The sequence below is a fragment of the Sphingomonas sp. EU05-FHT14C10 genome (assembly GCF_058790595.1).
The window spans coordinates 78,288-102,761 of sequence record NZ_JBYTEN010000010.1; the positions used below are offsets into that span (position 1 = coordinate 78,288).

Annotated in this window: 26 protein-coding genes, 1 tRNA gene and 1 pseudogene; 10 read left to right on the forward strand and 18 right to left on the reverse strand. The window is 66.4% G+C overall.

What is annotated here, in order from left to right; all coding sequences use genetic code 11:
- Positions 1 to 227: 227 nt before the first annotated feature.
- The 17 genes from AC3WT0_RS11675 to AC3WT0_RS11755 form a co-directional block, all read right to left on the reverse strand.
- The gene (locus AC3WT0_RS11675; protein WP_060977339.1) at positions 228 to 809 is read right to left on the reverse strand and encodes a hypothetical protein; all 582 of its coding nucleotides are present in this window, start codon (positions 807 to 809) and stop codon (positions 228 to 230) included.
- Entirely contained in the window at positions 806 to 1,492 is a 687-nt protein-coding gene (locus AC3WT0_RS11680) for a lytic transglycosylase domain-containing protein (protein WP_196490428.1), read from the reverse strand. Before AC3WT0_RS11680 ends, AC3WT0_RS11675 begins: the two co-directional genes overlap by 4 nt.
- 204 nt (positions 1,493 to 1,696) lie before the next feature.
- Positions 1,697 to 2,029: a DUF736 domain-containing protein gene (locus AC3WT0_RS11685; protein WP_060977337.1), complete on the reverse strand. Its 333-nt coding sequence runs from the start codon at positions 2,027 to 2,029 to the stop codon at positions 1,697 to 1,699.
- Positions 2,010 to 2,588 carry a S26 family signal peptidase gene (locus AC3WT0_RS11690; RefSeq protein ID WP_060977336.1) on the reverse strand — a complete coding sequence of 193 codons (579 nt, stop codon included), beginning with the start codon at positions 2,586 to 2,588 and terminating at the stop codon, positions 2,010 to 2,012. Before AC3WT0_RS11690 ends, AC3WT0_RS11685 begins: the two co-directional genes overlap by 20 nt.
- Complete coding sequence (locus AC3WT0_RS11695; RefSeq protein ID WP_082730629.1) at positions 2,585 to 3,172, reverse strand: DUF2840 domain-containing protein; 588 nt, start codon at positions 3,170 to 3,172, stop codon at positions 2,585 to 2,587. The genes AC3WT0_RS11690 and AC3WT0_RS11695 overlap by 4 nt, the downstream gene beginning before the upstream one ends.
- On the reverse strand, positions 3,169 to 4,512 hold the full coding sequence (locus AC3WT0_RS11700; RefSeq protein WP_062346144.1) for a DNA cytosine methyltransferase: 1,344 nt from the start codon (positions 4,510 to 4,512) through the stop codon (positions 3,169 to 3,171). Before AC3WT0_RS11700 ends, AC3WT0_RS11695 begins: the two co-directional genes overlap by 4 nt.
- The gene (locus AC3WT0_RS11705; protein WP_237241256.1) at positions 4,509 to 5,591 is read right to left on the reverse strand and encodes a phosphoadenosine phosphosulfate reductase domain-containing protein; all 1,083 of its coding nucleotides are present in this window, start codon (positions 5,589 to 5,591) and stop codon (positions 4,509 to 4,511) included. Before AC3WT0_RS11705 ends, AC3WT0_RS11700 begins: the two co-directional genes overlap by 4 nt.
- 370 nt (positions 5,592 to 5,961) lie before the next feature.
- Positions 5,962 to 6,840, reverse strand: coding sequence for a replication initiator protein A (locus AC3WT0_RS11710; RefSeq protein WP_060977362.1), 879 nt, complete (start codon positions 6,838 to 6,840; stop codon positions 5,962 to 5,964).
- The gene (locus AC3WT0_RS11715) at positions 6,840 to 7,106 is read right to left on the reverse strand and encodes a helix-turn-helix transcriptional regulator (protein ID WP_060977333.1); all 267 of its coding nucleotides are present in this window, start codon (positions 7,104 to 7,106) and stop codon (positions 6,840 to 6,842) included. Before AC3WT0_RS11715 ends, AC3WT0_RS11710 begins: the two co-directional genes overlap by 1 nt.
- 129 nt (positions 7,107 to 7,235) lie before the next feature.
- Positions 7,236 to 7,784 carry a DUF2285 domain-containing protein gene (locus tag AC3WT0_RS11720; RefSeq protein WP_208597816.1) on the reverse strand — a complete coding sequence of 183 codons (549 nt, stop codon included), beginning with the start codon at positions 7,782 to 7,784 and terminating at the stop codon, positions 7,236 to 7,238.
- Between the two features lie 16 nt (positions 7,785 to 7,800).
- Positions 7,801 to 8,001, reverse strand: coding sequence for a transcriptional regulator domain-containing protein (locus AC3WT0_RS11725; RefSeq protein WP_075151006.1), 201 nt, complete (start codon positions 7,999 to 8,001; stop codon positions 7,801 to 7,803).
- A 155-nt stretch (positions 8,002 to 8,156) separates the two neighbouring features.
- Positions 8,157 to 8,423, reverse strand: coding sequence for a DNA -binding domain-containing protein (locus tag AC3WT0_RS11730; RefSeq protein ID WP_060977331.1), 267 nt, complete (start codon positions 8,421 to 8,423; stop codon positions 8,157 to 8,159).
- A gap of 498 nt (positions 8,424 to 8,921) precedes the next feature.
- Entirely contained in the window at positions 8,922 to 9,230 is a 309-nt protein-coding gene (locus tag AC3WT0_RS11735) for a hypothetical protein (protein WP_060977330.1), read from the reverse strand.
- A gap of 68 nt (positions 9,231 to 9,298) precedes the next feature.
- A complete protein-coding gene (locus AC3WT0_RS11740) occupies positions 9,299 to 9,970 on the reverse strand; it encodes a DNA methyltransferase (protein ID WP_060977329.1) in 672 nt (223 codons plus the stop codon).
- Positions 9,971 to 10,329: 359 nt separating this feature from the next.
- Entirely contained in the window at positions 10,330 to 10,506 is a 177-nt protein-coding gene (locus AC3WT0_RS11745) for a hypothetical protein (RefSeq protein ID WP_155645922.1), read from the reverse strand.
- A 500-nt stretch (positions 10,507 to 11,006) separates the two neighbouring features.
- Complete coding sequence (locus AC3WT0_RS11750) at positions 11,007 to 11,495, reverse strand: DUF736 domain-containing protein (protein ID WP_223806432.1); 489 nt, start codon at positions 11,493 to 11,495, stop codon at positions 11,007 to 11,009.
- A gap of 133 nt (positions 11,496 to 11,628) precedes the next feature.
- Positions 11,629 to 11,874 (reverse strand): DUF6429 family protein, encoded by a 246-nt coding sequence (locus AC3WT0_RS11755; protein WP_060977327.1) that lies wholly within the window; start codon positions 11,872 to 11,874, stop codon positions 11,629 to 11,631.
- Between the two features lie 179 nt (positions 11,875 to 12,053).
- On the opposite strand from AC3WT0_RS11755, the gene AC3WT0_RS11760 reads away from it, so the two are divergent.
- The 4 genes and pseudogenes from AC3WT0_RS11760 to AC3WT0_RS11775 form a co-directional block, all read left to right on the forward strand.
- Positions 12,054 to 12,317 (forward strand): hypothetical protein, encoded by a 264-nt coding sequence (locus AC3WT0_RS11760; protein ID WP_060977326.1) that lies wholly within the window; start codon positions 12,054 to 12,056, stop codon positions 12,315 to 12,317.
- A gap of 24 nt (positions 12,318 to 12,341) precedes the next feature.
- Positions 12,342 to 12,704 (forward strand): type II toxin-antitoxin system TacA family antitoxin, encoded by a 363-nt coding sequence (locus tag AC3WT0_RS11765; RefSeq protein ID WP_227876605.1) that lies wholly within the window; start codon positions 12,342 to 12,344, stop codon positions 12,702 to 12,704.
- 2 nt (positions 12,705 to 12,706) lie between these two features.
- Positions 12,707 to 13,225, forward strand: coding sequence for a GNAT family N-acetyltransferase (locus AC3WT0_RS11770; protein ID WP_060977324.1), 519 nt, complete (start codon positions 12,707 to 12,709; stop codon positions 13,223 to 13,225).
- Positions 13,222 to 14,298, forward strand: a pseudogene (locus tag AC3WT0_RS11775) (recombinase family protein); the annotation flags it as partial. The gene AC3WT0_RS11770 and the pseudogene AC3WT0_RS11775, both read left to right, overlap by 4 nt.
- A 576-nt stretch (positions 14,299 to 14,874) precedes the next feature.
- Here AC3WT0_RS11775 and AC3WT0_RS11780 read toward each other — a convergent pair.
- Positions 14,875 to 14,961: transfer RNA gene (locus AC3WT0_RS11780), tRNA-Leu, on the reverse strand.
- A gap of 112 nt (positions 14,962 to 15,073) precedes the next feature.
- Here AC3WT0_RS11780 and AC3WT0_RS11785 point away from each other — a divergent pair.
- From AC3WT0_RS11785 to AC3WT0_RS11810, 6 genes are all read left to right on the forward strand, one after another.
- Positions 15,074 to 16,009 carry a complex I NDUFA9 subunit family protein gene (locus tag AC3WT0_RS11785; RefSeq protein ID WP_492753705.1) on the forward strand — a complete coding sequence of 312 codons (936 nt, stop codon included), beginning with the start codon at positions 15,074 to 15,076 and terminating at the stop codon, positions 16,007 to 16,009.
- Between the two features lie 76 nt (positions 16,010 to 16,085).
- Positions 16,086 to 16,889 (forward strand): undecaprenyl-diphosphate phosphatase, encoded by an 804-nt coding sequence (locus tag AC3WT0_RS11790; protein ID WP_492753706.1) that lies wholly within the window; start codon positions 16,086 to 16,088, stop codon positions 16,887 to 16,889.
- Between the two features lie 157 nt (positions 16,890 to 17,046).
- Positions 17,047 to 18,504, forward strand: a complete 1,458-nt coding sequence (locus tag AC3WT0_RS11795; RefSeq protein WP_492753707.1) for an NAD(P)-dependent oxidoreductase — start codon at positions 17,047 to 17,049, stop codon at positions 18,502 to 18,504.
- On the forward strand, positions 18,501 to 19,127 hold the full coding sequence (locus tag AC3WT0_RS11800) for a DUF2059 domain-containing protein (protein ID WP_492753708.1): 627 nt from the start codon (positions 18,501 to 18,503) through the stop codon (positions 19,125 to 19,127). The genes AC3WT0_RS11795 and AC3WT0_RS11800 overlap by 4 nt, the downstream gene beginning before the upstream one ends.
- Positions 19,124 to 23,635, forward strand: coding sequence for a glutamate synthase large subunit (gltB, locus tag AC3WT0_RS11805; protein ID WP_492753709.1), 4,512 nt, complete (start codon positions 19,124 to 19,126; stop codon positions 23,633 to 23,635). Before AC3WT0_RS11800 ends, gltB begins: the two co-directional genes overlap by 4 nt.
- 163 nt (positions 23,636 to 23,798) lie before the next feature.
- Positions 23,799 to 24,470 carry a glutathione S-transferase family protein gene (locus tag AC3WT0_RS11810; protein WP_492753710.1) on the forward strand — a complete coding sequence of 224 codons (672 nt, stop codon included), beginning with the start codon at positions 23,799 to 23,801 and terminating at the stop codon, positions 24,468 to 24,470.
- Positions 24,471 to 24,474: the final 4 nt, after the last annotated feature.

Below are 24,474 nucleotides of genomic sequence, written 5' to 3' on the forward strand. Positions count from 1 at the left end.
TTTCCGCCGAAAATGGCCCATAGTGCCATTCGGCGCTTTGATTTTGCTGGCTTTTTTCTTCCGAGCGGCACGCTCGCCGACCGACGTACCCGCGCCAAATCGTTGAAAGACATAGGCTTTCAGCGAATTTGGGGCGCGCTTTCTATCTTGCCGTCCCTTCCTTCGGCTTTTTCCTGCCCTTCCAGGCACTTCCACCTTCCAACCGGGCAATCTGAAAACGGGGGCGGTCATGGCGCGCCGCTCGCCTCTCGACGTGCAGCCACCGTGCAATTCGGCCGCGGCGGCGCTGCAACGGGATCGCCCGGCAGCGCGAACTTGAGGCGCCAGGTTCGCCACGCTTCGGCGACGGCGCCGGTGCCGGGGAACAGGTCGTCGAGCGTGTCGTCGGGACGCGCGGCGACCGTCTCGAACGCCCAATGAGCGACCACTTCGGGTTTCGCGCCGGTAAGCCCACGGCGCAGCGTGATCGGGCATTCGATCCAGTCACGCAGGACCAGCCGCTTGCTTACGACCGGCTTGCGCGCGGGCTTCACGATGACGGGTTCCCACGCATAAGCGACCGGCACGTTGCGCTTGAACGCGGCAAAGCCTTTCACCCAGGCCATCCACCGCGCGCCGGTCTCGCGCACGAGCGGCGCGAGCACGGCGACCGATTCCGGCGTCGCGGCGGCATGCAAAATCCAGCCGTCATAGTCTCGCTGGAGCCGCTCGATCAGCGCGGGATGATCGACCTCGCCCGCATAGTCGGGATGATCGCGATAGAGATGCGCGCAGCCGATATAGGGCGGATCGGCATAGGCGATCTTCACGGCTGCCTCCGCCCCGACAGCGCGACGAACAGGCTGTTCGCGGGCGGTTCGACCGCAGCGCGCATGTCAGCCGCGCGTTCGCCGGACGACGTTTCCGGTGCGGCCGGATCGCCGTTCGGCCGCGCCGCGAACAATGCAGCCCTGCGCCATGCAAAAGGATCGGACGGCGGTGCGGCAGCAAGCCGGCTGTCGTCCGCGCCGCCTATGATCGACGCGAGCTTTGCGAGATAGGCGCGCGTCTCGGCGGGCAGCGGACGGCCGCGCGATAGATATTCGTCGTAGCGGCCCGGCCCCGCATTATAGGCCGCCAGCATTGCCATCGCGTTGCCGTAGCGGTCGTGCATCGCGCGCAGGTAAGCCGCGCCCGCCATGATGTTGTCGCGCACATCATAGGGATCGCGTCCCAGCCCGTGGCGCGCGCGCAAGCTCGCCCAGGTGCCGGGCATGATCTGCATGAGGCCCATCGCCCCGGCCGTCGAGACCGCGCGGACATCGCCGTTGCTCTCGACGCGCATCACCGCCCATATCCAGCTTTCCGGGATGCCGAAGCGCCGCGCGGCGTCGGCGACGTGAACGGCATAGGGATGGCTGGCTGCCGTGCGTTCGGCCGGCGTGTCCTGTGCCCGCACAGCGTTCGGCCCGATGCCGGACGACAGCAGCAGGGCCGCGAGCAGGACGGCCAATCCGCCCCCGCTCTTACGCCAGCCTGCCAGCGTGCTCGCTGCGGTAAAGGGTGCGCGCGATGCGCCGGCCGTGGGCCGCCCCCGGATCAAGTCCGGGGCAGACTCTTGACCTTCGCTGCGCGCGCCGGTCAGCCTGCGACCGAGCGGGACGGAGGGATGCGGCTTTTCCGCGAACAAAGGGATGATGATCGAAACAGCCACCGATCAGCTCCGGTCGTCGCGCGGCCGGGGGCGCTTCCATGACAGCCGGAACGTCCGGCCATCGTCGTCGGCGCGGAACAGAACCGGCCGGAACGGCGCCCCGAAGAGCGGGCTGTCGATCTCCAGCGCGATGTAATTGCCCGCGCGTTCGCCGACCCGTTTCCATGCGCCGCCGACTTCCGGGCCGTCCTCGTCGTCGAGGTGGACGCGGTAATCGGGCGCGTTCTCGGCGTCGCCCGGATCGATCGCGACCAGCACGATCTGCTCGTCGACACCGAAATACCGGGCGCGCCCGGCATAGCCATTGGCGGTGGGTTCAAAGATATTCGTCGGCATGGCCAATCTCCTTGGCTTCGGGGGTGGAAGGCGATTGCGACGGCGCGCGCAGATGCAGCGGCGTCGCGCGGCCGATGACGGCGGACGCCGGCAGCGGGCCGAAATAGCGGCCGTCGAGGCTGTCGGGGACGGACGGGTTGAGCAGCAGCAGTTCGCCCGGTTGCAGTGTGCGGCAGCCCCGCCAGACCGGCAGCGGGCGGCCCCGGCCGTCACGCGCGCGGGCGCTGGCGACGGACTGGCTATCGACGCTCACCACGGCGCCGATGCGGCACACGCGCTGCCCGGCTTTCGCGGCGACATGCTTCAGCAGCGGCACGCCCTCGGGCAGATAGCCGCGCGCCGAAAGCCAGCGGGAAAGCCGCTTGGGCGGCGTGACGGCGACCAGCACACCGATAGCGGGATCGCGGTCGGGATGGATGCGGTAGAGCCCGATCGGCGCGCTGGCGCTGGCGTTCCAGATCACGCGCGGGAAAGGATCGGCGACGGCGATCGCGACGAACGCCGCGGCGAAGGCGGACGCGGCGGTGGCCGTCGCCATGACGTAGCGGCGGCGCGTCACCCTTCGATCTCCTTGCGGCGAAGCCAGGCGCGATGCCGCTCCAGCGTGTAAGGGCGCGGCTGGTGTCCCGCGGCGATGCGGTTGTGGACGTGGCGCCAGTGCTCGGGCGCCGCGTCGCAGGGATCGACGCCCGCCGTCTCCACCGCGTCGATCGCGGCGAGCACCTGCTGGACCTTGGGCCAGCTCTCGATGTGCAGGAGGATTTCGCCGCCCGGCCGCACGAACGGCAGCGTCGTATAAGGCTCGCCCGGCGTGACCGCGCGCACCACGTCGATGCGCGAGGCGATCGTGCCATAGTCGTTGGCGGTCCAGCGGACGAAGGCAAACACCGCGCCCGGCCGGAAGCTCATGACGCGCGTCCGGCGTGTGACGATGCGTTCCTGCGCGACGCGGCCGAAGCGTATCCAGTGCTCCAGCTTCTTTTCGATCCAGGTCAGTTCGACTTCGGTCAGCCGCGATCGCGATGCCAGCGCCGTTGGTTCTGTCGGCGTTCGGGCGGCCTGCGCCTGCTCCGCCGCGCGGCGGCGCAGCGCGGCTTCGAACCCGCTGAAGTCTATGCGCTGCGGATGCGCGGGATCGCTCATCGTTCGTCTCCGGTGATGTCGGGGGAGGTTCGCCCGAGCACGACGTCGAGCGCGGCTTCGGTGCGCAGGATGGCGCGGCCGATGGCTTCGGGGATTTGCGGGAGAACGGCGTCGCCGAACGCCTCGACGATCAGGCTGGCCGCAGCCGTCCGCTTTCCAGCGCCGATCGCAACGCGCGTGCCAGCCACCCAGGCGGAAAGCCCATCATCCAGCCGTAGGTGATGGGCAAGGCCGCCGTTCCAGTCAGCCCACGGCTCCGCAGCATCGCCGCCAGCGCGCGGGCGCCCGCCCATTTGTCCGGCGCGCGATCCGTCATCGCGCCGTCCATCACCGCGTCCATCGTCGGCGATTTCCGCCGATCGTAGGCCGGACTCCAGCCGTCCATCCGGCTGTCGCGCTTCGTCGGGGTGGGGAGGATTTCCGCCGCGTGGCGCAACAGGTTCGGCGTGTCGATCTGCGCCTTCGCGCCGTTCGCCCGGCGTCCCGTTTCGATCTCCTGCCGGCTCAATCTCCGTCCGCCGTTCGGTTTGACAGGCGTCGGCATCATGCCCGCGTGCCGGCTCGCATGGCCCTGCAACTGGCTGAGCACATCGCCCCGGCCGCCCTTGTCCGCATCCGATTTGCGCGGCGTCGCGAGGATCATGCGAAGCGGATATGTCGATCCTGCGCCGCCGCCCGCGCCGTCCCTCATCCCGTCCGTCGCCATCGGCGTCGGCAGCCTGTTCTCGCGAAACAGGTCGAACAGACCCGATTCCTTGAGGGCCGTCCGTGCGCCCGATCCACCCTCCAGCCGGATGCCGCCTTGCTGGGATTGCGATACCGGCGTCGGCAAGCTGGCCTGGGTCGTAGCCGATAAGCCAGGACCGCTTGCGGACATGGTTGGCGCCGACATTTTCAGCAGCCACCACGCACGGTTCGCAGGCGTAGCCGAGCGTTTCCAGGAGAAGGAGCAGCCGGTCAGCGCCGCGAGTTCGCAGATTAGCGCTGTTCTCAAAAGCGAACCAGCGAGGGCGGCACTCTCCGACCAGCCGGACGGCTTCGAGGTAGAGGCCCGACCGTTCGCCTTCGATCCCCCTGCCTTTGGTGTTGGCGCTGGAGATGTCCTGGCACGGCGGCGAACCGACGATGATGTCGGGCAGGAATCCAAGTTCAGAAACAAGTCGAGCTGCCGTGAGGGACCGGACATCCGCGTAGAGTCTGACATGGGGATTGTTCTCCGCGTAGAGGATGCGGCGCCATTCGACGATCTCGCAGGCGGCGACGGTGACGAATCCGGCGCGGTGCAGGCCGAGCGACCAGCCGCCCGCCGCGGCGCTGAACAGGTCGAGCGCGCGCATCATTCGCAAAGCCCGTATTCGCTGTCGCAGAGCAGGCCGTGCTCATCGGCGTCGCGCTGCTCCTGCGCGAGGAACAGGTCGTAGTTGCGGCCGCCCCGGCTGGTGCGCGACCACGCGATCGCCCTGTCGATCGTCGCACGTCCATGATCGGCGGGATCGCCGGGCACGGTCGGCGCGGGCAGCAGGGATGCCGGCGCTCCCGATATCGCGGTGCGCCGCGAAACGAGGCTGACCAGCCGTTCCCACTCCCGCACGCGATCGACTTCCGCGGGAAACCGCATGGCCCAGGCGCGCAGTTCGCGCTTCCTAACCATGATGCAGGTCGAGCAGCCGACCCGGCTCATCCCCATCGTGTAGAGCGGGTTATGCCGGAGTCCGTGGCGCTCGGAGATGGCGAAGGCGTCGGCCGCCGACCAGCGAAAGATGGGCCGGTAGAGCACCTTGCGGGCGCCGGAGGGATGCCGCACCGACTGGATCGGCGGCTTCTTCGCCCGCGCCGGGCTTTCGTCGGCGCGCTCGCCGATCCAGTCGATGACCGAGATCCCCGCATCGAGCAGCGGACGCTTGCGATGCATCATCGGGATCAGTTTGGTCTCGTCGGTGCAGAAGCGCGTTTTGGTGCCGGGAAACCGGCCGTGCAGCATCGCCATGTCGAGGAACGGGATGCCGGTGGGATGCAGCAGCTCGAGCGCGCGGTCGATCAGATGATCGGGAACCGGGGGCGAGACCAGGACGGGACATTCGCACGCGGCGAGCCATTGGCCTTTCGTGAGCCTGCCTGCCTGCCACGCGGCCCGGCGCTGGTTGCACGCGCCCTTATGGCGGGTCCGCCGCTTCTCCTTCGACCATTCCTCGCGCAGCATCGCGCGCTTGCGGGCGAAGGCCGCCGCGTCTGTGAGCCCCGGCACGTCGTTCGCCGAGACCGTCTCGATACACAGGCCGGTGCGTTGTCGCAGCCAGCCGTCGAGATACGCGATGTGGTCGAGCGTGATCGGGTTCTCGTGGCCGTTGTCTGCCGAGAGGAACCGCGGCGCGCGGTTGCCGAACGCGGCAAGCCCCCTGCGCTCGATCCGCTCGACCATCCGGCAAAGGACGGCCTGGCTGTCCTTGCCGCCCGAGATGCTGCCGAAGTGCTGGGCGGCGATCATGGCCGCGGTTCCGGCCCGCGCCGCGTAACACGGTGCCGGGATTGATCGCCGCACGCAAAAGGCGTAGTAGTATAGCGTAGGGGAGACGGCGGATTTACTGCCCGATACTTCGCGTCGTCTCGCGAATTATCCACAGCACCAAAGCGCGTTAGAAAGAATACGAAGTATTCTTTACTGTTAGCATAGTTAGAAGAGAGCCGATTCCGCGAGCGATTCCAGAAGCTTGTGCGGAGGTCCGGTTTTTTATAGGCCGAGTCAGCGGTTTTTAATCGGCCGAGTCCGGCGGTTTTCAATAGGCCGAGTCTCATGGCCGGTTATCCACAGCCAGCCCCATGACCCGCGCCGCCTTCTCGAACGGATCGGCGGGCACGGGCGCGAAGGTCAGCCGCTCGCGGCCGAACGCCCGCTCGATCGCCAGCGCGTAGCCCGGCAGCGACTGGCGCTGCACGATGGCGCGCAGCTCGAACGCGAACTGCTTCAAGGGCGAGAGCGCGCCGGATTTCAGGTGAAGGTGCGGGACGTCGAAGCTCCAGCCGCCTTCCTGCTGGCCGCCATGCTTGCGCACGATCCGGTAGAGCCAGCGTTCCAGCCCGCCCGTTAGGTCGAAATAGGCCCGGTCGATGGTGAGCACGAACGTGCGGTCGACGACGCCGGCATAGAACCAGTCCGGCAGGATCAGCTCCAGTCCAAGCGGACGGCCGTCGCCGTCGAGCCGTTCCTGCCACTCGTTGATCCACGAGAAGCGATGGCGTCGCCGCTGGTGCTGCTGGCGGATCGAGGTGGCGACCGTGGTGGATTGCAGCCGGTCGAGCGCGGCCTTCAGCCGGTCATAATGATCCTTGCCGGTGCCTCGTCCGGTGAATGTGAGGATTTCGTGCGGCGTCGTCGCCATCAGGCGCGAGGTCGGCAGCCCCGCGTCGCGCGCGGCGACGATCTGGCTCGCCGCCCATATCAGCACGTCGGCGTCCCATATGGTCGCCATGCCATGTTCGGGCACGGCCTCGACCGATATCCAGGTCGCGCCCATGCGGAAATCGATCGGCGTCACCCGCCTGCGCTTGGCGAGGCTGAAGAACGGCCAGGCCATGAGGTCCTGGGCATCGCGCGGCGCGATATCGCGCCCGAGCGAGGGGAACAGCGCGAGTTGGGCGCGCTCGCCGGAACGGGAGGCGGTGCGCGGCATCATCGGCGGCTCTGCGTGATCGCCGCATCCCGCTGCGGCATGAGATCGTTCTGGCCGGGGTCGGACGTGGAATATTTGGTGCCGAGGTCGGCCCAGGCGCGCAGGTCGTCGACCGAATAGACCACCCGTCCGCCGATCCGGCGATAGGCCGGGCCGCTCCCGAAATAGCGGTGCTTCTCAAGCGTGCGGCCGGAAAGGCCAAGGAAGCGCGCCGCCTCGGGGGTCCGCAGGTAGCGGGGCGGAAGGGTCACGGGCGGTCGGGACAAGGGGCGTCTCCTGCGAGGCGGGGTGGCAGGAGGCGATCATGGCGAAGTGCTCACGGCAGGGTGGGGAACGAAGATTCGCAGCTGCGCCGATGTGACCACCCCCCGGCCGCTGTCATGCGGCGGGCGCTATCAGCGGAAGCGCAGCAGCTTGCGGTAGTCGCCCTTCATCATGGCGGTGGCGTCGCGCACCAGGCGATAAGCGAAGGACCGGGCGTCCGAATTCTTGAAATCGGATGCCGAGAGATGCGCGGCCTCGTCCCTGCCGAGCGCGATCGCGATTTGGCGGTATGTCGCCCCGGCGAGGCGCAGATCGAGCGCGCGAAGCATCAGCTCGAGCCGGGCCGCGCGGATCGGGGTGAGCGGCCATCCGCGCGGCAATGGGCCGGTTCGCTTGCCCGACATGAGTCGATGGAAACGCAGCAGGCTGAGGATGCGCTTGATGAAGTCCTTGTCGAGCGGGACGATCGCGGCGAGCGGCCGGCCGGGCGTCGGATCGCGCAGCCACAGCCGATGCTCGCCGGCCGCGTCAGCGACGACGACATGCCGGCCGTCGATTCCGGCCTGGTCGGCGAGCAGCGCGCCCAGCGCCAGCGGATCGACCGCCTTGGCGCCGGTATATCCTTCCGGCGCAGCGTCGAGGATCACGGTGACGGCGGTGAGTTCCGGCCGCCAGATCACCGTGCCCGACAGCTCATCAGGCAGATAGGCGAAAGGACAACCCCCAGCGGCGGGCGAGCGTCGTTCGCTCGCTGGCCGGGGCGTTCGGGTTCAGTCGCGCCCGCTCTGCGCGATACTGGCGGTTGCGTTGCAGGAACGCGGCGGCGAATTCGGCCCGGCCCGGCGTGTCCGGCGCATTGCCGGCACGCCGCGCGCGCCCTTCGGGCGTCATTGGCATGGGATCATCCTCTCCAGCCGCTCATTGTGCGGAGTCTGGACCGCCGAGGATCGGGAGAAGCACTGCATCCCGACAGCGCGAAGGCCGCGCCAGGCGATGCCGGCCGCGCATCGGAATCCACGACCGGAAAAATCCATTTCGGTCTGAATGTTAACTTATTCGATGGCGCGCGGGCCGAGCAGATATGCGTAGCCCACTTCGGTCATCCAGCGCGCGCGGGCGAGATGGCTCTCATGCATCGCGCGGGCGCGTTCGGGTTCCGCGGCCGGATCGATCCCGAAGATATGCGCCGCCGCGTCGCGCCAGTCGGCGCCCTCGTCGTCGGTATCGAGCAGGCGGATATAGTCGGCGAGGTGATCCTCGTCATAGGCGGTGAGCCGCGGCGCGTCGGGCGCGCGATCCTTGAAATGCTTGCCGGTCATAACGCCCCCGTTCCTCCAGTCCCGTTAACCTTTTAGACCGAAACGGAGACGATTCTATACGCACGGCGGGCATGGCTTCGCGCGTCGTCCGCAATGGTCGGGTTCCAGGTCAGCAGCGGTTCGTCTGCGGTGCGCCCCCGCAAACTTCGCTCCTGACCCTGATCGGGGAGTTGGAAAACCGGAATATCTCGGTCCCTGTGACCTTTAGCCCGGAAGCCTGTTGTATACGTCACAGGCTCCCCGACCATGTGGTCAAGGATAGCGGCGCCGTCACGGCCGACGCCCAACCGGATATTCAGGGGTTTCCACGCCCCAGGCCGCCGCGTAGCGGCCCACGTCTTTCTTAGGACGGGGACGCCGTTCTGGCTACTGTCTCTTGCGAGCCGGGCGATGCCCGGCGAGCGCGCGCCATGACGGCCGCGCGGACCTATGGGCCGCGCGGCCGCCGCTGCTCCGGGCAGGACCTGCAGCCGGTTGTCGGTTGTCGGTTGTCGGTTCTCAATATCGGCCCGAGAAAGGCAAGAACGGCTGTTCTTTCCAGCTTCGGTCAACACGGCGGTAGGTCAGCCGCCGGCAGCGAAATGCGTTCCAGGTCCAAATCAGCGGCTCAAAGCCGTGCCACCAATCGGCGTCAATGTCGCCGCAACGCCCTTCAAAGCAAAGCTTATGGCGCGCGTCATAGAGTCGAAACTCCATCGGCAAACTGTCGCCCTCGTTCGTGCCGGCATAGGCGATGCTTCCTTCGGCATCTTCACCGACCCCGGCAAGGGAAGTGCCCATATGATCGGATGTGATAATCCAGCGCATGATATAATTCCTTGTGAGGGTGGCGCCCGCCGCAGGGACGGGCGCGAATGATGGGAAAGGGTGGCGACCTATGCGGCCGCCCGGCGATGCTGCCGCGCGGCAAGCCGCTTGCTGGCGGTGTGATAGTGGCCGTTGTCCAGTTCTATGCCGGTCCAGTCGCGCCCGAGTTGCTGGGCTGCCGCAAGGGTCGAACCGCTACCGCTGAATGGGTCCAGGACAAGGTCGCCCGGCTGCGTGAAAGCCTCGATCAATGGCGCCAGTGCTTCAACCGGCTTCTGCGTGGGGTGCAGGCGGTTCCCGCTGTAAGGAAAATCGAGCACATCGGGGATAGGCCGTGTCGGACGGACGGGATTGCCCTTTGCCAACAAATAGGCTTGCTCATGTTCATAGCGAAGGAAGCGGGCCGATGACGCATAACGCTTGCGGAAAACAAGATGGCCGACGATGCGGAAGCCTGCCGCCTTCCATGCATCCATGAACAAATCGACTTTGTTCCAGCCATAGAAGGAAACCGCAAAGCCGCCATCCTTCAAGACGCGGTGCATTTCCCGAAACGCCGGACGCAGCCACCGGCCGTTATCGTCATTGGCGACCTTGCGCCCCTGGCGGTCCCGGTAGCGGGTCACATAGGGCGGATCGGTCAGGATGAAATCCACCGTGCCGCTATCGAAAGCCTGCATCACTTCAATGCAATCACCGTTGAAGATCACATCGCGGGGAGCCTGTGCCTTGCTGGTCATATCTCAAATCCTTTGGTTCTGAAGTTCAGCGAAGCGGAATGCCGCGCCTGAACTTCTGCCCGGCGGCGAGCCAAGGGTAGCAACGGGGCAAGGGCGGCCGGGGCGGAGGGGAATCACCCGCCTGCACAAGCGAAGCGCGGAAGGTGGGGATACCGCCCCGGACGGTTCCACTTACCTTGACCGGCGCGAGGACTACGTCCTTAGCAACGATCGCGCCGCCTTGGCGGCGCGAAAAGCAAATGACAGCCGGGATTACCGGCGCGGCCTTCAGGCCGATCCCTGCTCGATCCCCCCAGACCGCTATCCTGCGAGGCACAAAAAAACCCGATGGCGTGGGGCGCCATCGGGTGCTGTCCGCCTTACAGGTCGCGGTAGGCTGCAACCTCATCGCTGAGGTAGGGGATGTATCCGTGGGCGCGTGCCAGTTCGCGCGCTTCCCACTTCCGTTCCCATTCCGGCTTGGCCTGCTCGGCGGCCATCTTCCGGTCGGCCCTGGCCTTGTTGATCCTGCGAATCTTTGCCCAATCCTTTTTCATGTCTGCCTCCTGTGTGCTGGCGTTGCTGATGCATCAGGCAGGCTTTGGCGGGCGACGCGGGCAAGCTGAAAAACGGAGGGTCCGCTTGCGGAAACCGTAGGCGCTGGCGCCGGTTTTCTGCTTGGTGGCTATGCCACTTCCCGCATGAGGCGCCCGGCAAAGCCAGATGCGCTAATCAGCAACCAGCCCGGGAGGGAGATGAACGGATTTTCGGGCAAAGCGGGATCGGCAAGGCTAGGGCCATAGTGGAAAACACGCCGGGCAAGGTAGGAATGGGGGCAGAAGTGGGACGCTTCCCCTGCACTTTGCGCGCATGGATGCCTCCGTCGACCAGGATGCGGAGTCCTGGGCTTACCGTTATCTGGCTGGGCGGGCGCCTGTAGCGAGTATGGCATCGTCCGGTGGCAGGCCGATGCAATGGCTGGTGCGGTTTCGCACGGCGCAGATCCTTTATGGAAAACTGGAAGCGCCCCGCCATTGCTGGCGGGACGCTTCCGCGGTCAGTCGACCTTCAGCTCGAACTTGCCCGTTGTCTCGGTCGAGACAAGCCGGAGATGAACGTCCGGCGCCAGGACCGGATTGAGTTTGAGCGAAGCGTAGGGCTTCTGGTCCTTGGTGGCCTTGAGCCAGCCCACACCGAATTCCACGCGTTCATCGTCGGCGGCAACGATGCGATAGTCGGGCGACTTGTCGCTTGCCTTGTCGCCGATCCGAAGGATTTCCACCTTCTCGCTGAGACCGAAAAAGCGGATTTCGCCGTGAAAGCCGCGATCGGTCGCTTTGAAGTTTCCGCAGATCATGTCGTCAGTCCTTTCTTGACTCGGGACCGCGCCCTTCGCGGCCTCGTGGCGTGTCGAAGATCGGGGACGTTCGGCTGCGCACCGCTTGCGGCCTATGGACGGCCAAAGGGCCGCTTTTTTGCTTCGCGCTGCAAAGCCGAAGGCGGCGGAAAAAAGCTGCCCGGCGCCGTTGCGCCGCCAGGTGGACACGATCAGATCAAGCCACGAGGGAGGCCGCGAGGGTCGGTCGGGCAGGCAGGACGGGAGACAATGCTGCACCCGGTATTTCAGCGGACCCAGCAGCGATGGCTGGGTTATGGCTTTCGCGTCGGCGTGGCAGGATTCACGGGCGAGCGAACAGCGCGGTGAATAGGCGCTCGGCTTCGGCCATGCCGTCGTCGGTCAGATGCACCGACTTTGCCTTGCGCGCAGGATCGGAGATCAGCCCGCGTTCGTGCAGTCGATCCATCGCGCTCCAGTCGAAGCCTTTCCAGGCCGTGCCGGTGGTGCTGAGGTTGAGCCATAGCAGGGCAAGCACCGCCTCGTCGATTCTGTCGGTGTCGGTGTCGGTGTCCGTCCGCGAGTCCATGCGCGGGAGGATAGCAAACCGGGCTGCACACGGCATCCACGATCCCGCCGTGAGCACTTATCTTTGCTACGCTACACTTCGCTATTTCCGCCTTGCGCCGCCGTGCGCCGAATCCCGCCGCCGTTGCTACGGGTCCGGCATGTATGCGCCCGAGGGCGATTTTGCTGGATTCCCGAGAGATGCGCGGCAGCTTGAGCAATATGGGACTCTCTCGCAAACGTCGCCGCCGCGCACCCCGCGGCTGGTCGGAAGGGCTGGAAGACCTGCACGATTACATGCAGCCGCAGCCGACGCGCGCGTCGGCGCGCAAGAATGCCGCCAGCGCGCCGATCGTCGTTACCGACGACTGGCCCGAGCAGGTTCCCATCGGCGATGCCGAGTTGCGCGTCATCGAAGGCGCTTTTCGTGAGGAGCTGGACGCCCTGTTCGGGCCGCTCCCCTAAAACGGCCAATGGAAAGGGGTTGAAATGTTCGTCAAAGTGACGTACATTGTAGCGGAAATGGATAAGTCAGGAGTCGGTCCCATGCCGCGCAAACAAGCCGTAGCGGAGTCCGCCAGAGCCAATCGCGTCGAGCGGCTCGGCTTCCGTATTGACGAAGAAACGAAGGATTTGATCGAGCGGGCAGCTCACCTCACGCGGCGCAAGGTCAGCGACTTTTGCGTGACAGCGCTAGCCGACACGGCGCGGCGAACGATCGCCGAGCATGAAACGCTCGTGCTGTCGGATCGCGACCGCGCGGCGTTCTTCGATGCGCTCATCAATCCGCCCGAGCCCAGCGAGCGGCTGATCCGCGCTCTCCAGGAGCACCGGCGCCGGGTTGCGTCCTGATCATGACGGCGCATGCGGATTTGCAGGTCGAGCCGCTGGGGCCGCATCACGACCGCGAGGGATTTTCCTGCGGCATCGACAGTCTCGATCGATATTTGCGGAGGCAGGCGGGCCAGGACATGCGCCGCCGCTCGGCTGGTGTGTTCGTTCTCGCCGAGCGTGCAAATCCCGGCGTGGTTCTCGGCTATTACACGCTTAGTCAGGCCAACATCGCGCAGGGCGACATTCCGGCAGCGGCGCGAAAGCATGTCCCGCGTTACCCGCTCGTCGCCGCGACGCTGATCGGCCAGCTCGCGGTGTCGCAAGCGAGGCAGGGCGAACGCCTTGGGGCGATCCTGATCGCCGATGCCGTCGAGCGCGTCTGGGCGACGGCCGCGACAGCTGGCTCGTCGATACTCGTCGTGGACGCCATCAATGATCGCGCGGCAGCCTTCTACGAAGGCAATGGCTTCGTGCGCCTGCCAGATTCCCAACGCCTCGTGCTGCCGATGCACACTATTCAAAGATTGGTCGAACGATGACGAACGCTGCTCTCGCCCCCTCGGAAACCGGAGCCGTGCAACCGGCGCTGCGGGCCGCGCTCTACCTGCGCGTCTCGTCGCCGCGTTCGGCCGAGAGCGATCTGTCGATCCCGGACCAGCGCCGCCAGACGTCGAGCTATTGCCACTCGAACGGCTGGGAAGTCGCGGCCGAGTTTGTCGAGCCGGGGGTTTCGGGCACAGACGATCGCCGTCCCGCCTTCCAGGAAATGATCGACGCGGCGCTGGAAAGGCCGTCGCCCTTCGACGTGATCGTGGTCCATAGCTTCTCGCGCTTTTTCCGCGATCAATTCCAGTTCGAGTTCTACCTCCGCAAGCTGGCGAAGAACGGCGTGCAGCTCGTCTCCATCACGCAGATTCTCGGCGATGATCCGATGAGCGAGATGATGCGGAAAATCATGACGCTGTTCGACGAATATCAGTCGAAGGAGAACGGCAAGCATACGCTGCGCGCGATGAACGAAAACGCCCGGCAGGGTTTCTGGAATGGCGCCCGTCCTCCGATCGGCTATCGCGCGGTCGCGGCCGAGCAGCGCGGCGCGAAGATCAAGAAAAAGCTGGAGATCGATCCGCTCCACGCCGAAACGGTGCGCCGCATTTTCCGGCTGGCGCTGGAAGGCGCGGATGGGCGCGGGCCGATCGGGGTCATGGCGATCGCGTGCTGGCTCAATGAGAATAATATCCGCACGCGCTATGGCGGTCGGTGGGGCAAGGGCATGGTCCATCAGGTGCTGACGCGGACCACCTATATCGGCGAGCACCGCTTCAACACCTATGACGTGAAGAAGGGGCGCGCGAAGCCGGAGACCGAGCACGCCATCATGGAGGTGCCGCCGATCATAACGGTGGCGGAGTTCGAGGCCGTGCAGCGATCCTTGAAAGCGCGCAGCCCGAAGATGATGCCGCCGCGGGCGGTGGGCGGATCGACGCTCTTGACGGGCATCTGCTTCTGCGCCTGTTGCGGTGGCGCGATGACGCTGCGCACCGGCACCAGCCGGAGTGGGCAGGAGTATCGCTACTACACCTGCGCGACCAAGGCGACGAAAGGGAAGACGGGATGCCCCGGCGTCTCGCTTCCGATGGATCGGCTGAACGAGGCGGTGATCGAGCACCTGGAGAAGCGGCTGCTCGATCCCGCGCGCCTTGAAGTGCTGATGGACCAGCTTATTGCCCGACGCGACGAATGGGTGACCGAGCGCCGCCAGCACGTCGCCGAGATGGAACGGCGCGCGACTGAGGTCGAGACCAAGCTTTCCCGGCTCTATGAAGCGATCGAGAATGGATTGGTCGATATGGGCGATCCGTCGCTCAAGGCGCGGATTGCCGAGCTGACCACCATCCGCGACCAGGCCAGAGGCGATGCCGAGCGCGCGGTCGCACACATTGAGCGGATCAGCCCGGAGATCACGGTCGAGAGCCTTCACGCCTTCGCGCTGGTCGCCAAACGCAAGCTCCGCCACGACGATGGCTCCTATGCGCGAAACCATATTCGGGCGGTGGCCCAGCGGGTCGAGGTCCACAGCAAGACGGATGTGCGAATCTGCGGCACGCGCACCGAGTTGCTGCGCACCCTCACCGCCGTCTCTGGCGTAGAGGCGGCGGTGCTAGGGACTCGGGCTTTTGGACCGAAATGGTGCCCAGAAGAGGACTCGAACCTCCACGACCTTGCGATCGCCAGCACCTGAAGCTGGTGCGTCTACCAATTCCGCCATCTGGGCACGGGGTAGGAGCGGGCGCTTAGCGGCACCGGCTTGGCCTTGTCAACAAAGGTCAGCATGGGGCAATGGGCTTTCCGGCGCGAAGGCCGGTTGCGAAGGAGATTTTCGGGCGATGAAGGACGGTCTGGTCACGCTGTTCGGCGGCGGTGGGTTCCTCGGGCGCTATGTGGCGCAGGCGCTGCTGAGCGCCGGCGCGCGCGTGCGAATCGCACAGCGCGATCCGCGCGCCGCCTGGTTTCTGAAGCCGCTGGGCGGGCTTGGGCAGACGCAGTTCGTCGCCGCAGACGTCACGCGCCCCGACAGCGTGGCGCGCGCGCTGGCCGGGTCGGACGCGGTCGTGAACCTCGTCGGCATCCTCAAGGGCAAGTTCGACGCCATCCATGTCGAGGGCGCGGAAAATGTCGCCAGGGCGGCCGCCGCTGCCGGTGTCGAGGCGCTCGTCCACCTCTCCGCGATCGGCGCGTCGCCCGAATCGCCTTCTGCCTATGGTCGCTCGAAGGGCGAGGGCGAAGCCCGCGTCCGCGCCGCCTTCCCGCGGGCAACGATCCTGCGCCCGTCGCTGGTCTTCGGCCCCGAGGACCAGTTCGTGAACCGCTTTGCCGGCCTCATCCGCGATCTGCCCGTGGTGCCGCTGATCGGCGGCCAGTCGAAAGTCCAGCCAGTGTTCGCCGGCGATGTCGGCCGCGCGGTCGCCGCGGCGCTCGCCGATCCCGAAAGCCATGCCGGCCGCATTTATGAGCTGGCCGGCCCCGAGGTGATCGACCTTGCCGAGCTCAATCGCCGCATCGCCGGCTGGGTGAATCACAAGCGCAGCTTCGCGGCGGTGCCCGATTCGCTCGCCGGCCTGCTTGCCAAGGCCACTGGCTGGCTGCCCGGCGCGCCGATCACCGCCGATCAGTGGCGGATGCTCCAGCAGGGTTCGGTCGCGCAGGCCGGCGCGGCGGGGCTCGAGGCGTTCGGCATCGTACCGACGCCGCTCGGCGCGGTCGCGCCCAACTGGCTGGTGCAATATCGCCGCAACGGCCGCTTCGCCGCGCACACGGCCTGATCGGGCGCGGCAGCAGCCTTTCCCCCCATCCAGACGGCGCGGCGCCCTGCCGCCGCGCCGATGAAGGCAGACCGCGATGTTCTCACCGTTGCTGATCGTCATCCTCCTCGGCATCGTCGAGGGGCTGACCGAATTCCTCCCCGTCTCGTCGACCGGGCACCTGATCCTTGCCGGCGAGCTGCTCGGCTTCAAGTCCGAGGCCTCGGCAACGTTCGACGTCGTCATCCAGCTCGGCGCGATCCTCGCGGTGATCGTGCTTTACTGGCGACGGTTCTGGACGGTCGCGGTCGGGCTGCTCCGCGCCGACAAAAGCGCGATCGCCTTCACGCGCAACGTCCTCCTCGGCTTCCTGCCCTCGGCGGTTATCGGCCTGCTCGTCTACAAGCTGGTCAAGGCGATGCTGGAAACGCCGATCATCGTCGCGGTCGCGCTGATCGTCGGCGGCATCGCGATCCTGCTGATCGAGCGGCTGGTGGGCGAGCGCAAGCCGATCAGCGTCGAGACGATGGGCTGGAAGACCGCGCTCGGCGTCGGCCTCGTCCAGTGCCTGTCGATGATCCCGGGGGTCAGCCGCTCGGGCGCGACGATCATGGGGGCGCTCGGTCTCGGCGTCGATCGCAAGACGGCGACCGAGTTCAGCTTCTTCCTCGCGGTGCCGACGATGATCGCGGCCTCGGGGTACGAGCTCTACAAGTCGGGCGCGCATCTGGGCGGCGAGGACATGAAGGCGATTGCGCTCGGCTTCGTCGTCTCCTTCGTCGTCGCGCTGGTGGTCATCCGCTGGTTCATCGGCATCGTCCAGCGCCACGGCTTCGCGCCTTTCGCCTGGTACCGAATCGTCGCCGGCGGCATCGCGCTGGTCTGGCTTCTGGCGCGGTAAGACCGATACGGACCTATATACTGTAAGTATATTACAAGGATCGCACGGCGCCCCCGGAATGTTGCCGATATTAAGTCAGTATAGCTGACCCATATTGCGGAATCCGCGTGACTGCGTGGGTTTTCAGTCTATTGGTCCATGCCGGAAAGGATCAGGCATGGCCGACAACCCGATGTTGAAGTTCGTCGTCACGGCCCAGGATTATCCGGGCAAGCGCGACGCTGCCGAGCGCGCGGCGGACTTCCGCGAGATCGCCGACCGTTATGCCGCCCCCGATGCGGAGGGGCAGGCCGCGCGCTGTTCGCAATGCGGCGTGCCTTATTGCTCGGTCCATTGCCCGCTCCACAATCACATCCCGGACTGGCTGCGCCTGACCGCCGAGGGGCGGCTGCGCGAAGCCTATGAACTGTCCAACGCAACCTCGACCATGCCCGAGATCTGCGGCCGCATCTGCCCGCAGGACCGGCTGTGCGAAGGCAATTGCGTGATCGAATTCTCCGGCCACGGCGCCGTCACGATCGGCTCGGTCGAGAAATTCATCACCGACACCGCCTGGGCCGAAGGCTGGGTCGAGCCGCTGCGCGCGCGCGGCGATCGCGGCCAGTCGGTCGGGATCATCGGCGCGGGGCCGGCCGGGCTGACCGCCGCCGAATATCTGCGCGTCGAGGGTTATGAGGTCCATGTCTATGATCGCCACGATCGCGCGGGCGGGCTGCTGACCTACGGCATTCCCGGCTTCAAGCTGGAAAAGCAGGTGGTGATGCGTCGCGTCGACCGGCTGGCCGAAGGCGGCGTGGTCTTCCACACCGGCTTCAACGTCGGCGACGATGCCAGCCTCGATGAACTGCGCCAGCGCCACGATGCGCTGCTGATCGCGACCGGCGTCTACAAAGCGCGCGCGATCAAGGCGCCGGGCATCGGCAGCGCGGGCATCGTCAAGGCGCTCGATTATCTCATCGCCTCCAACCGCAAGAGCTTCGGCGACGCCGTTCCCGCCTTCGAGGACGGATCGCTCAATGCCGCGGGCAAGCATGTCGTCGTCATCGGCGGCGGCGACACCGCGATGGATTGCGTGCGCACCGCGATCCGCCAGGGCGCAAAATCGGTGAAGTGCCTCTACCGCCGCGATCGCGCCAACATGCCGGGGTCGCAGCGCGAGGTCGCCAATGCCGAGGAGGAAGGCGTCGAGTTCGTCTGGCTTTCCGCACCCGAGGCGTTCGAGGCGACGGACAAGCAGGTCGGCGCCGTCCGCGCGACGAAGATGCGCCTTGGCGCGCCCGATGCCAGCGGCCGCCGCGCGCCCGAACCCGATCCGGGCAGCGCCTTCCGCCTCGACGCCGATCTGGTGATCACCGCGCTCGGCTTCGATGCGGAGGATCTGCCGACGCTGTTCGGCGCGGCCGAGCTCGGCGTCACGCGCTGGGGCACCGTCCGCATCGATCACAAGAGCATGATGACCAGCCTCGACGGCGTCTTCGCCGCTGGCGACATCGTGCGTGGCGCTTCGCTCGTCGTCTGGGCGATCCGCGACGGCCGCGACGTCGCGGCGCACATGCACCGCTATCTGAAGGCCAGGGCGCTCGCGCCGTCCGCGCGCGAAAGGGCTGTCGCGTGAAGCCGCTTCTCCTCATCCTCGCGGCCTCGGTCGCCGCGCCGGCGCTGGCACAGGCCCCGGCCGCCGCCCCCGCTGCGGCGATGACGCTCCAGACCTCGATCGATCCCCAGCGCCTTGCCGCTGCGCGCGTCGTCGTGGACTCGATCTGGCCGCTCGGCACCTATGCCCGGATCATGCAGCGCTCGACGGGCGCGATGATGGACATGATGGCGGGCAACGCCTTCGGCCTCCCGCTCGACGAGGCGCGCAAGAAGGATCCCTATTTCGACGAACGGCTGAAGCTGACCATGGATACGCTGATGGGCGAGATGGCCAAGATCATGTCGCGCTTCGAGCCCGACATTCGCGAAGGCGTCGCCGAGGCCTATGCCGCGAAGTTCAACGTCGAGCAGCTCGGCGAGCTCAGCCGCTTCTTCGCGACGCCGACGGGCAAGGCCTATGCGAACGAATCGATGATGCTGATGACCGATCCCGCGATCATGAAGCGGATGCAGGCCTTCATCCCCGAGATGATGAAGGACATGCCGGCGATCATGGAGAAGGTGAAGGCGGCGACCGCCCACCTGCCCCCGCCTCCGGCCCGAACGACGACCTCGCCCGCGAAGAAGGGAGCGGAGCAATGATGGACCAGCGCGAACGCCTTGCCCGCGAGGGTATGTACCGGCCCGAATTTGAAAGCGACGCCTGCGGCGTCGGCCTCGTCGCCGCGACCGACGGCCGGCCCAGCCGCCGCGTCGTCGCCTCGGCGATCGATGCGCTGAAGGCGGTGTGGCATCGCGGCGCGGTCGATGCCGACGGCAAGACCGGCGACGGCGCCGGCATCCATGTCGATCTGCCCGCGCGCTTCTTCGACGATGCGATCGTCGATTCGGGTCACAAGCCGCTGCCCAATCGCCTCGCCGTCGGCATGATCTTCCTGCCGCGCACCGATCTGGGCGCGCAGGAAACCTGCCGGACGATCGTCGAGTCCGAAATCATCGAGGCGGGCTATACCATCTATGGCTGGCGGCAGGTGCCCGTCGACGTGTCGGTCATCGGCCCCAAGGCTCAGGCGACGCGCCCGGAGATCGAGCAGATCATGATCGCGGGGCCCCTGCCCGCCGATCAGGACGCGGGTGACTTCGAAAAGGACCTCTACCTCGTCCGCCGCCGGATCGAGAAGAAGGTGATCGCGGCGCAAATCAGCGGCTTCTACATCTGCTCGCTGTCGTGCCGCTCGATCATCTACAAGGGGCTGTTCCTCGCGGAATCGCTGTCGGTCTTCTATCCCGATCTGGTCGACGAGCGCTTCGAAAGCCGCGTCGCCATCTTCCACCAGCGTTATTCGACCAACACCTTCCCGCAATGGTGGCTGGCCCAGCCCTTCCGCACGCTGGCGCATAATGGCGAGATCAACACGATCCGCGGCAACAAGAACTGGATGAAGAGCCACGAGATCAAGATGGCCTCGATCGCCTTCGGCGAGCATAGCGAGGACATCAAGCCGGTGATCCCGGCCGGCGCTTCGGATACCGCAGCACTCGATGCCGCGTTCGAGGCGATCTGCCGCGCCGGTCGCGACGCGCCGACCGCCAAGCTGATGCTCGTCCCCGAAGCCTGGCAGAACGGCAACGACATGCCTGAATCGCATGCCGCCATGTATGCCTATCTCGCCTCGGTGATGGAGCCGTGGGACGGGCCGGCGGCGCTAGCGATGACCGACGGACGCTGGGCGGTCGCGGGCATGGACCGCAACGCGCTGCGCCCGCTGCGCTATACCGAAACTGCGGACAATCTGCTGATCGTCGGGTCGGAAACGGGCATGGTCGTCGTCCCCGAAAGCACCGTCGTCGCCAAGGGGCGGCTGGGGCCGGGGCAGATGATCGCGGTCGATCTCGACGAGGGCCGCCTCTACCACGATCTCGAGATCAAGGATCGCATCGCGGGCGAACAGCCCTATGCCGAGATGGGCGGCGGCTTCCTCTCGCTCGACGATCTCCCCGCGCATCCCGGCAAGGTCAGCGGCCGCTACGAGCGCGCCGATCTGATGCGCCGCCAGGTCGCGGCGGGCCAGACGCTCGAGGATATGGAGCTGATCCTCTCGCCGATGGTCGCCGATTCCAAAGAAGCGGTCGGATCGATGGGCGACGACACGCCCCTCGCCGTCATCTCGGAAAAGCCGCGCCTGATCAGCCAGTTCTTCCGCCAGAATTTCTCGCAGGTCACCAATCCGCCGATCGATTCCCTGCGCGAATCGAACGTGATGAGCCTCAAGACGCGCTTCGGCAATCTCGCCAACATCCTCGACACCGAGGGTCAGCGCTCGGACGTGCTGGTGCTCGAATCGCCGGTGCTCAGCTCGGCCGAATGGGATCGTCTGCGCGCCCATTTCGCCGGCCAGTCGGCGGTGATCGACTGCACCTTCCAGCGCCATCAGGGGCCCGATGCACTGCGCCACGCCATCGCGCATGTCCGTGCCGAGGCCGAAAAGGCGGTGCGCGAGGGGCGGACCGAATTGTTCCTGACCGACGAGACGGTGGGCGAGGATCGCGTCGCCATCCAGATGGTGCTCGCCGCCGCCGCCGTCCACACGCACCTCGTGCGGCGGGGCCTGCGCAGCTACGCCTCGATCAACGTCCGCTCGGCTGAATGCCTCGACACCCATTATTTCGCGGTGCTGATCGGCGTCGGCGCGACCACCGCCAACGCCTATCTGGCCGAAGCCGCGATCGCCGACCGGCAGGCGCGCGGCCTGTTCGGCGAGATGAGCCTCGACGATTGCCTCAAGCGCTATCGCAAGGCGGTCGACGACGGGCTGCTCAAGATCATGTCGAAGATGGGGATCGCGGTGATCTCCTCCTATCGTGGCGGCTATAATTTCGAGGCGGTGGGTCTCAGCCGCGCGCTGGTGAACGATCTCTTCCCCGGCATGCCCGCAAAGATCTCGGGCGAGGGCTATGCCTCGCTCACCGTCAACGCGGTGGAGCGGCACGAAGCGGCCTTCGATCCGGCGGTGGCGACGCTGCCGATCGGCGGCTTCTACCGCCAGCGCCACGGCGGTGAGCCGCACGCCTATTCGGCGCAGCTCATGCACCTGCTGCAGACCTCGGTCGCGACTGACAGCTACTCGACCTATCTGCAGTTCGCGCGCGGCGTCCGCGATCTGCCGCCCATCTATCTGCGCGATCTGCTCGAGTTCAACTACGCCAAGCAGCCGCTGCCGATCGATCAGGTCGAGGCGATCACCGAAATCCGCAAGCGCTTCGTCACCCCCGGCATGTCGCTGGGCGCCTTGAGCCCCGAGGCGCACGAGACGCTGGCGATCGCGATGAACCGCATCGGCGCCAAGGCGGTGTCGGGCGAAGGCGGCGAGGCCAGGGAGCGCTACACCCCCTATCAGAATGGCGACAACGCCAATTCGGTGATCAAGCAGATCGCGTCGGGCCGCTTCGGCGTCACCGCCGAATATCTCGGCGCCGCCGAGGAGCTTGAGATCAAGGTCGCGCAGGGCGCCAAGCCCGGCGAGGGCGGCCAGCTGCCCGGCTTCAAGGTCACCGAGTTCATCGCCAAGCTGCGCCACGCGACGCCGGGCGTCACGCTCATCTCGCCGCCGCCGCACCACGATATCTATTCGATCGAGGATCTGGCGCAGCTCATCTACGACCTGAAGCAGATCAATCCGCGCGCGCGCGTCTGCGTGAAGCTGGTCAGCTCGGCGGGCATCGGCACCGTCGCGGCGGGCGTCGCCAAGGCGCATGCGGACGTGATCCTTGTCTCGGGCCATGTCGGTGGCACCGGCGCGTCGCCGCAGACGAGCATCAAATATGCCGGCACGCCCTGGGAAATGGGGCTGACCGAGGCCAATCAGGTGCTGACGCTCAACGGGCTCCGCCACCGCGTGAAGCTGCGCACCGACGGCGGGCTCAAGACCGGGCGCGACATCGTCATCGCCGCGATCCTCGGCGCCGAGGAATTCGGCATCGGCACGCTCAGCCTCGTCGCCATGGGCTGCATCATGGTGCGCCAGTGCCACAGCAACACCTGCCCCGTCGGCGTCTGCGTGCAGGATGAGAAGCTGCGCGCCAAGTTCACCGGCACGCCGGAGAAGGTCATCAACCTGATGACCTTCATCGCAGAGGAAGTGCGCGAGATCCTCGCCCGCCTCGGCTTCCGCTCGCTGGACGAGATTGTCGGCCATACCGAGCTGCTGCGTCAGGTCAGCCGCGGCGCCGAGCATCTCGACGATCTCGACCTCAACCCGATCCTCGCCAAGGTCGATGCGCCCGAGGAGATGCGCCGCTTCAATATCGAGACCTTCCGCAACGAAGTGCCCGACAGCCTCGACGCGCAGATGCTCTCCGACGCGAAGGCGGTATTCGAGCGCGGCGAGAAGATGCAGCTCACCTACAATGTGCGGAACACCCACCGCGCGGTCGGCACGCGTTTCTCGGCGGAAGTGACGCGGCGCTTCGGCATGTCGATGCTCGCCGACAACCACGTCCTCGTCCGCCTGCGCGGCTCGGCCGGCCAGTCGCTCGGCGCCTTCATGGCAAAGGGCATCACGCTCGAGGTGTTCGGCGACGCCAACGACTATGTCGGCAAGGGGCTTTCGGGCGGGATCATCGCGGTGCGCCCGATGGTCAGCTCGCCGCTCGACAGCCACCGCAACACGATCGTCGGCAACACCGTCCTCTACGGCGCGACCTCGGGCAAGCTGTTTGCCGCCGGTCAGGCGGGCGAGCGCTTCGCGGTGCGCAATTCGGGCGCGACCGTGGTGGTCGAGGGCTGCGGCGCGAACGGCTGCGAATATATGACCGGGGGCACTGCGGTGATCCTCGGCCAGGTCGGGCAGAATTTCGGCGCGGGCATGACCGGCGGCATGGCCTTCGTGCTCGACGAGACCGGCGATTTCGAACGCCGCGCCAATCCCGACAGCATCATCTGGCAGCGTTTCGGCTCGGCCTGGTGGGAAGCGCGCGCCAAGGCGCTGATCGCCGAGCATGTCGTCGCGACCGACAGCAAATGGGCGAACAGCATCCTCGACGACTGGGATCGCTGGCGCGACCGTTTCTGGCAGGTTTGCCCGAAGGAGATGATCCACCGGCTCGATCAGCCGCTGAACGATGCGATCGAAGCCGTGGCGGCGGAGTGACGGCGCGGGCAGCGGACCACGTCCCGGTCATTGCGAGCATAGCGAAGCAATCCAGTCCGATGGCAAAGGCCGCGCCGGATTGCTTCGTCGGCTCCGCCTCCCCGCAATGACGGGAAGCGCCTGTCCGGTTGGCCAGTGGTCTTTGACCTGCTAGGCGAACCGGATGTGGCAACTCTATCAGTTCCCCCTCTGCCCCTTCTCGCGCAAGGTCCGTCTCCTCCTGGGGGAGAAGGGCGTCGGCTATGAGCTGGTGCGCGAATCGCCGTGGGAGCGGCGCGACGAGTTTCTCGATCTGAACCCCGCCGGGCGCACCCCGGTGATGGTGGAGGCCGAGAAAGGCACGGTGCTGATCGACAGCGTCGCGATCTGCGAGTATTTCGAGGAAACGGTGAACAAGGCGCCGATGATCAACGGCACCGCGATCAACCGCGCCGAGATCCGCCGCCTGACCGCGTGGTTCGACGAGCAATTCTACGCCGACGTGGTCGAGCCGCTGATGCACGAGCGGATGAAGAAGCGCCTCGTCGATCGCGCCAGCCCCGATGCCAATGTGCTGCGCCACGCGATGAAGCTGGCGGTCAACCACCTCGACTATACCGATTATCTGATCGACCACCGCAACTGGCTGGGCGGCGCGACGCTCAGCCTCGCCGATCTCGCCGCCGCCGCGCATATCTCGGTCGCCGACTATCTGGGCGGGATCGACTGGCGCGGGCACGAGCAGACGAAGCGCTGGTATTCGGGGCTCAAGTCGCGGCCCAGCTTTCGCCCGCTGCTTTCCGAGCGGATGGAAGTGATCACGCCACCCGCCCATTATGACAAGCCGGATTTCTGATCGC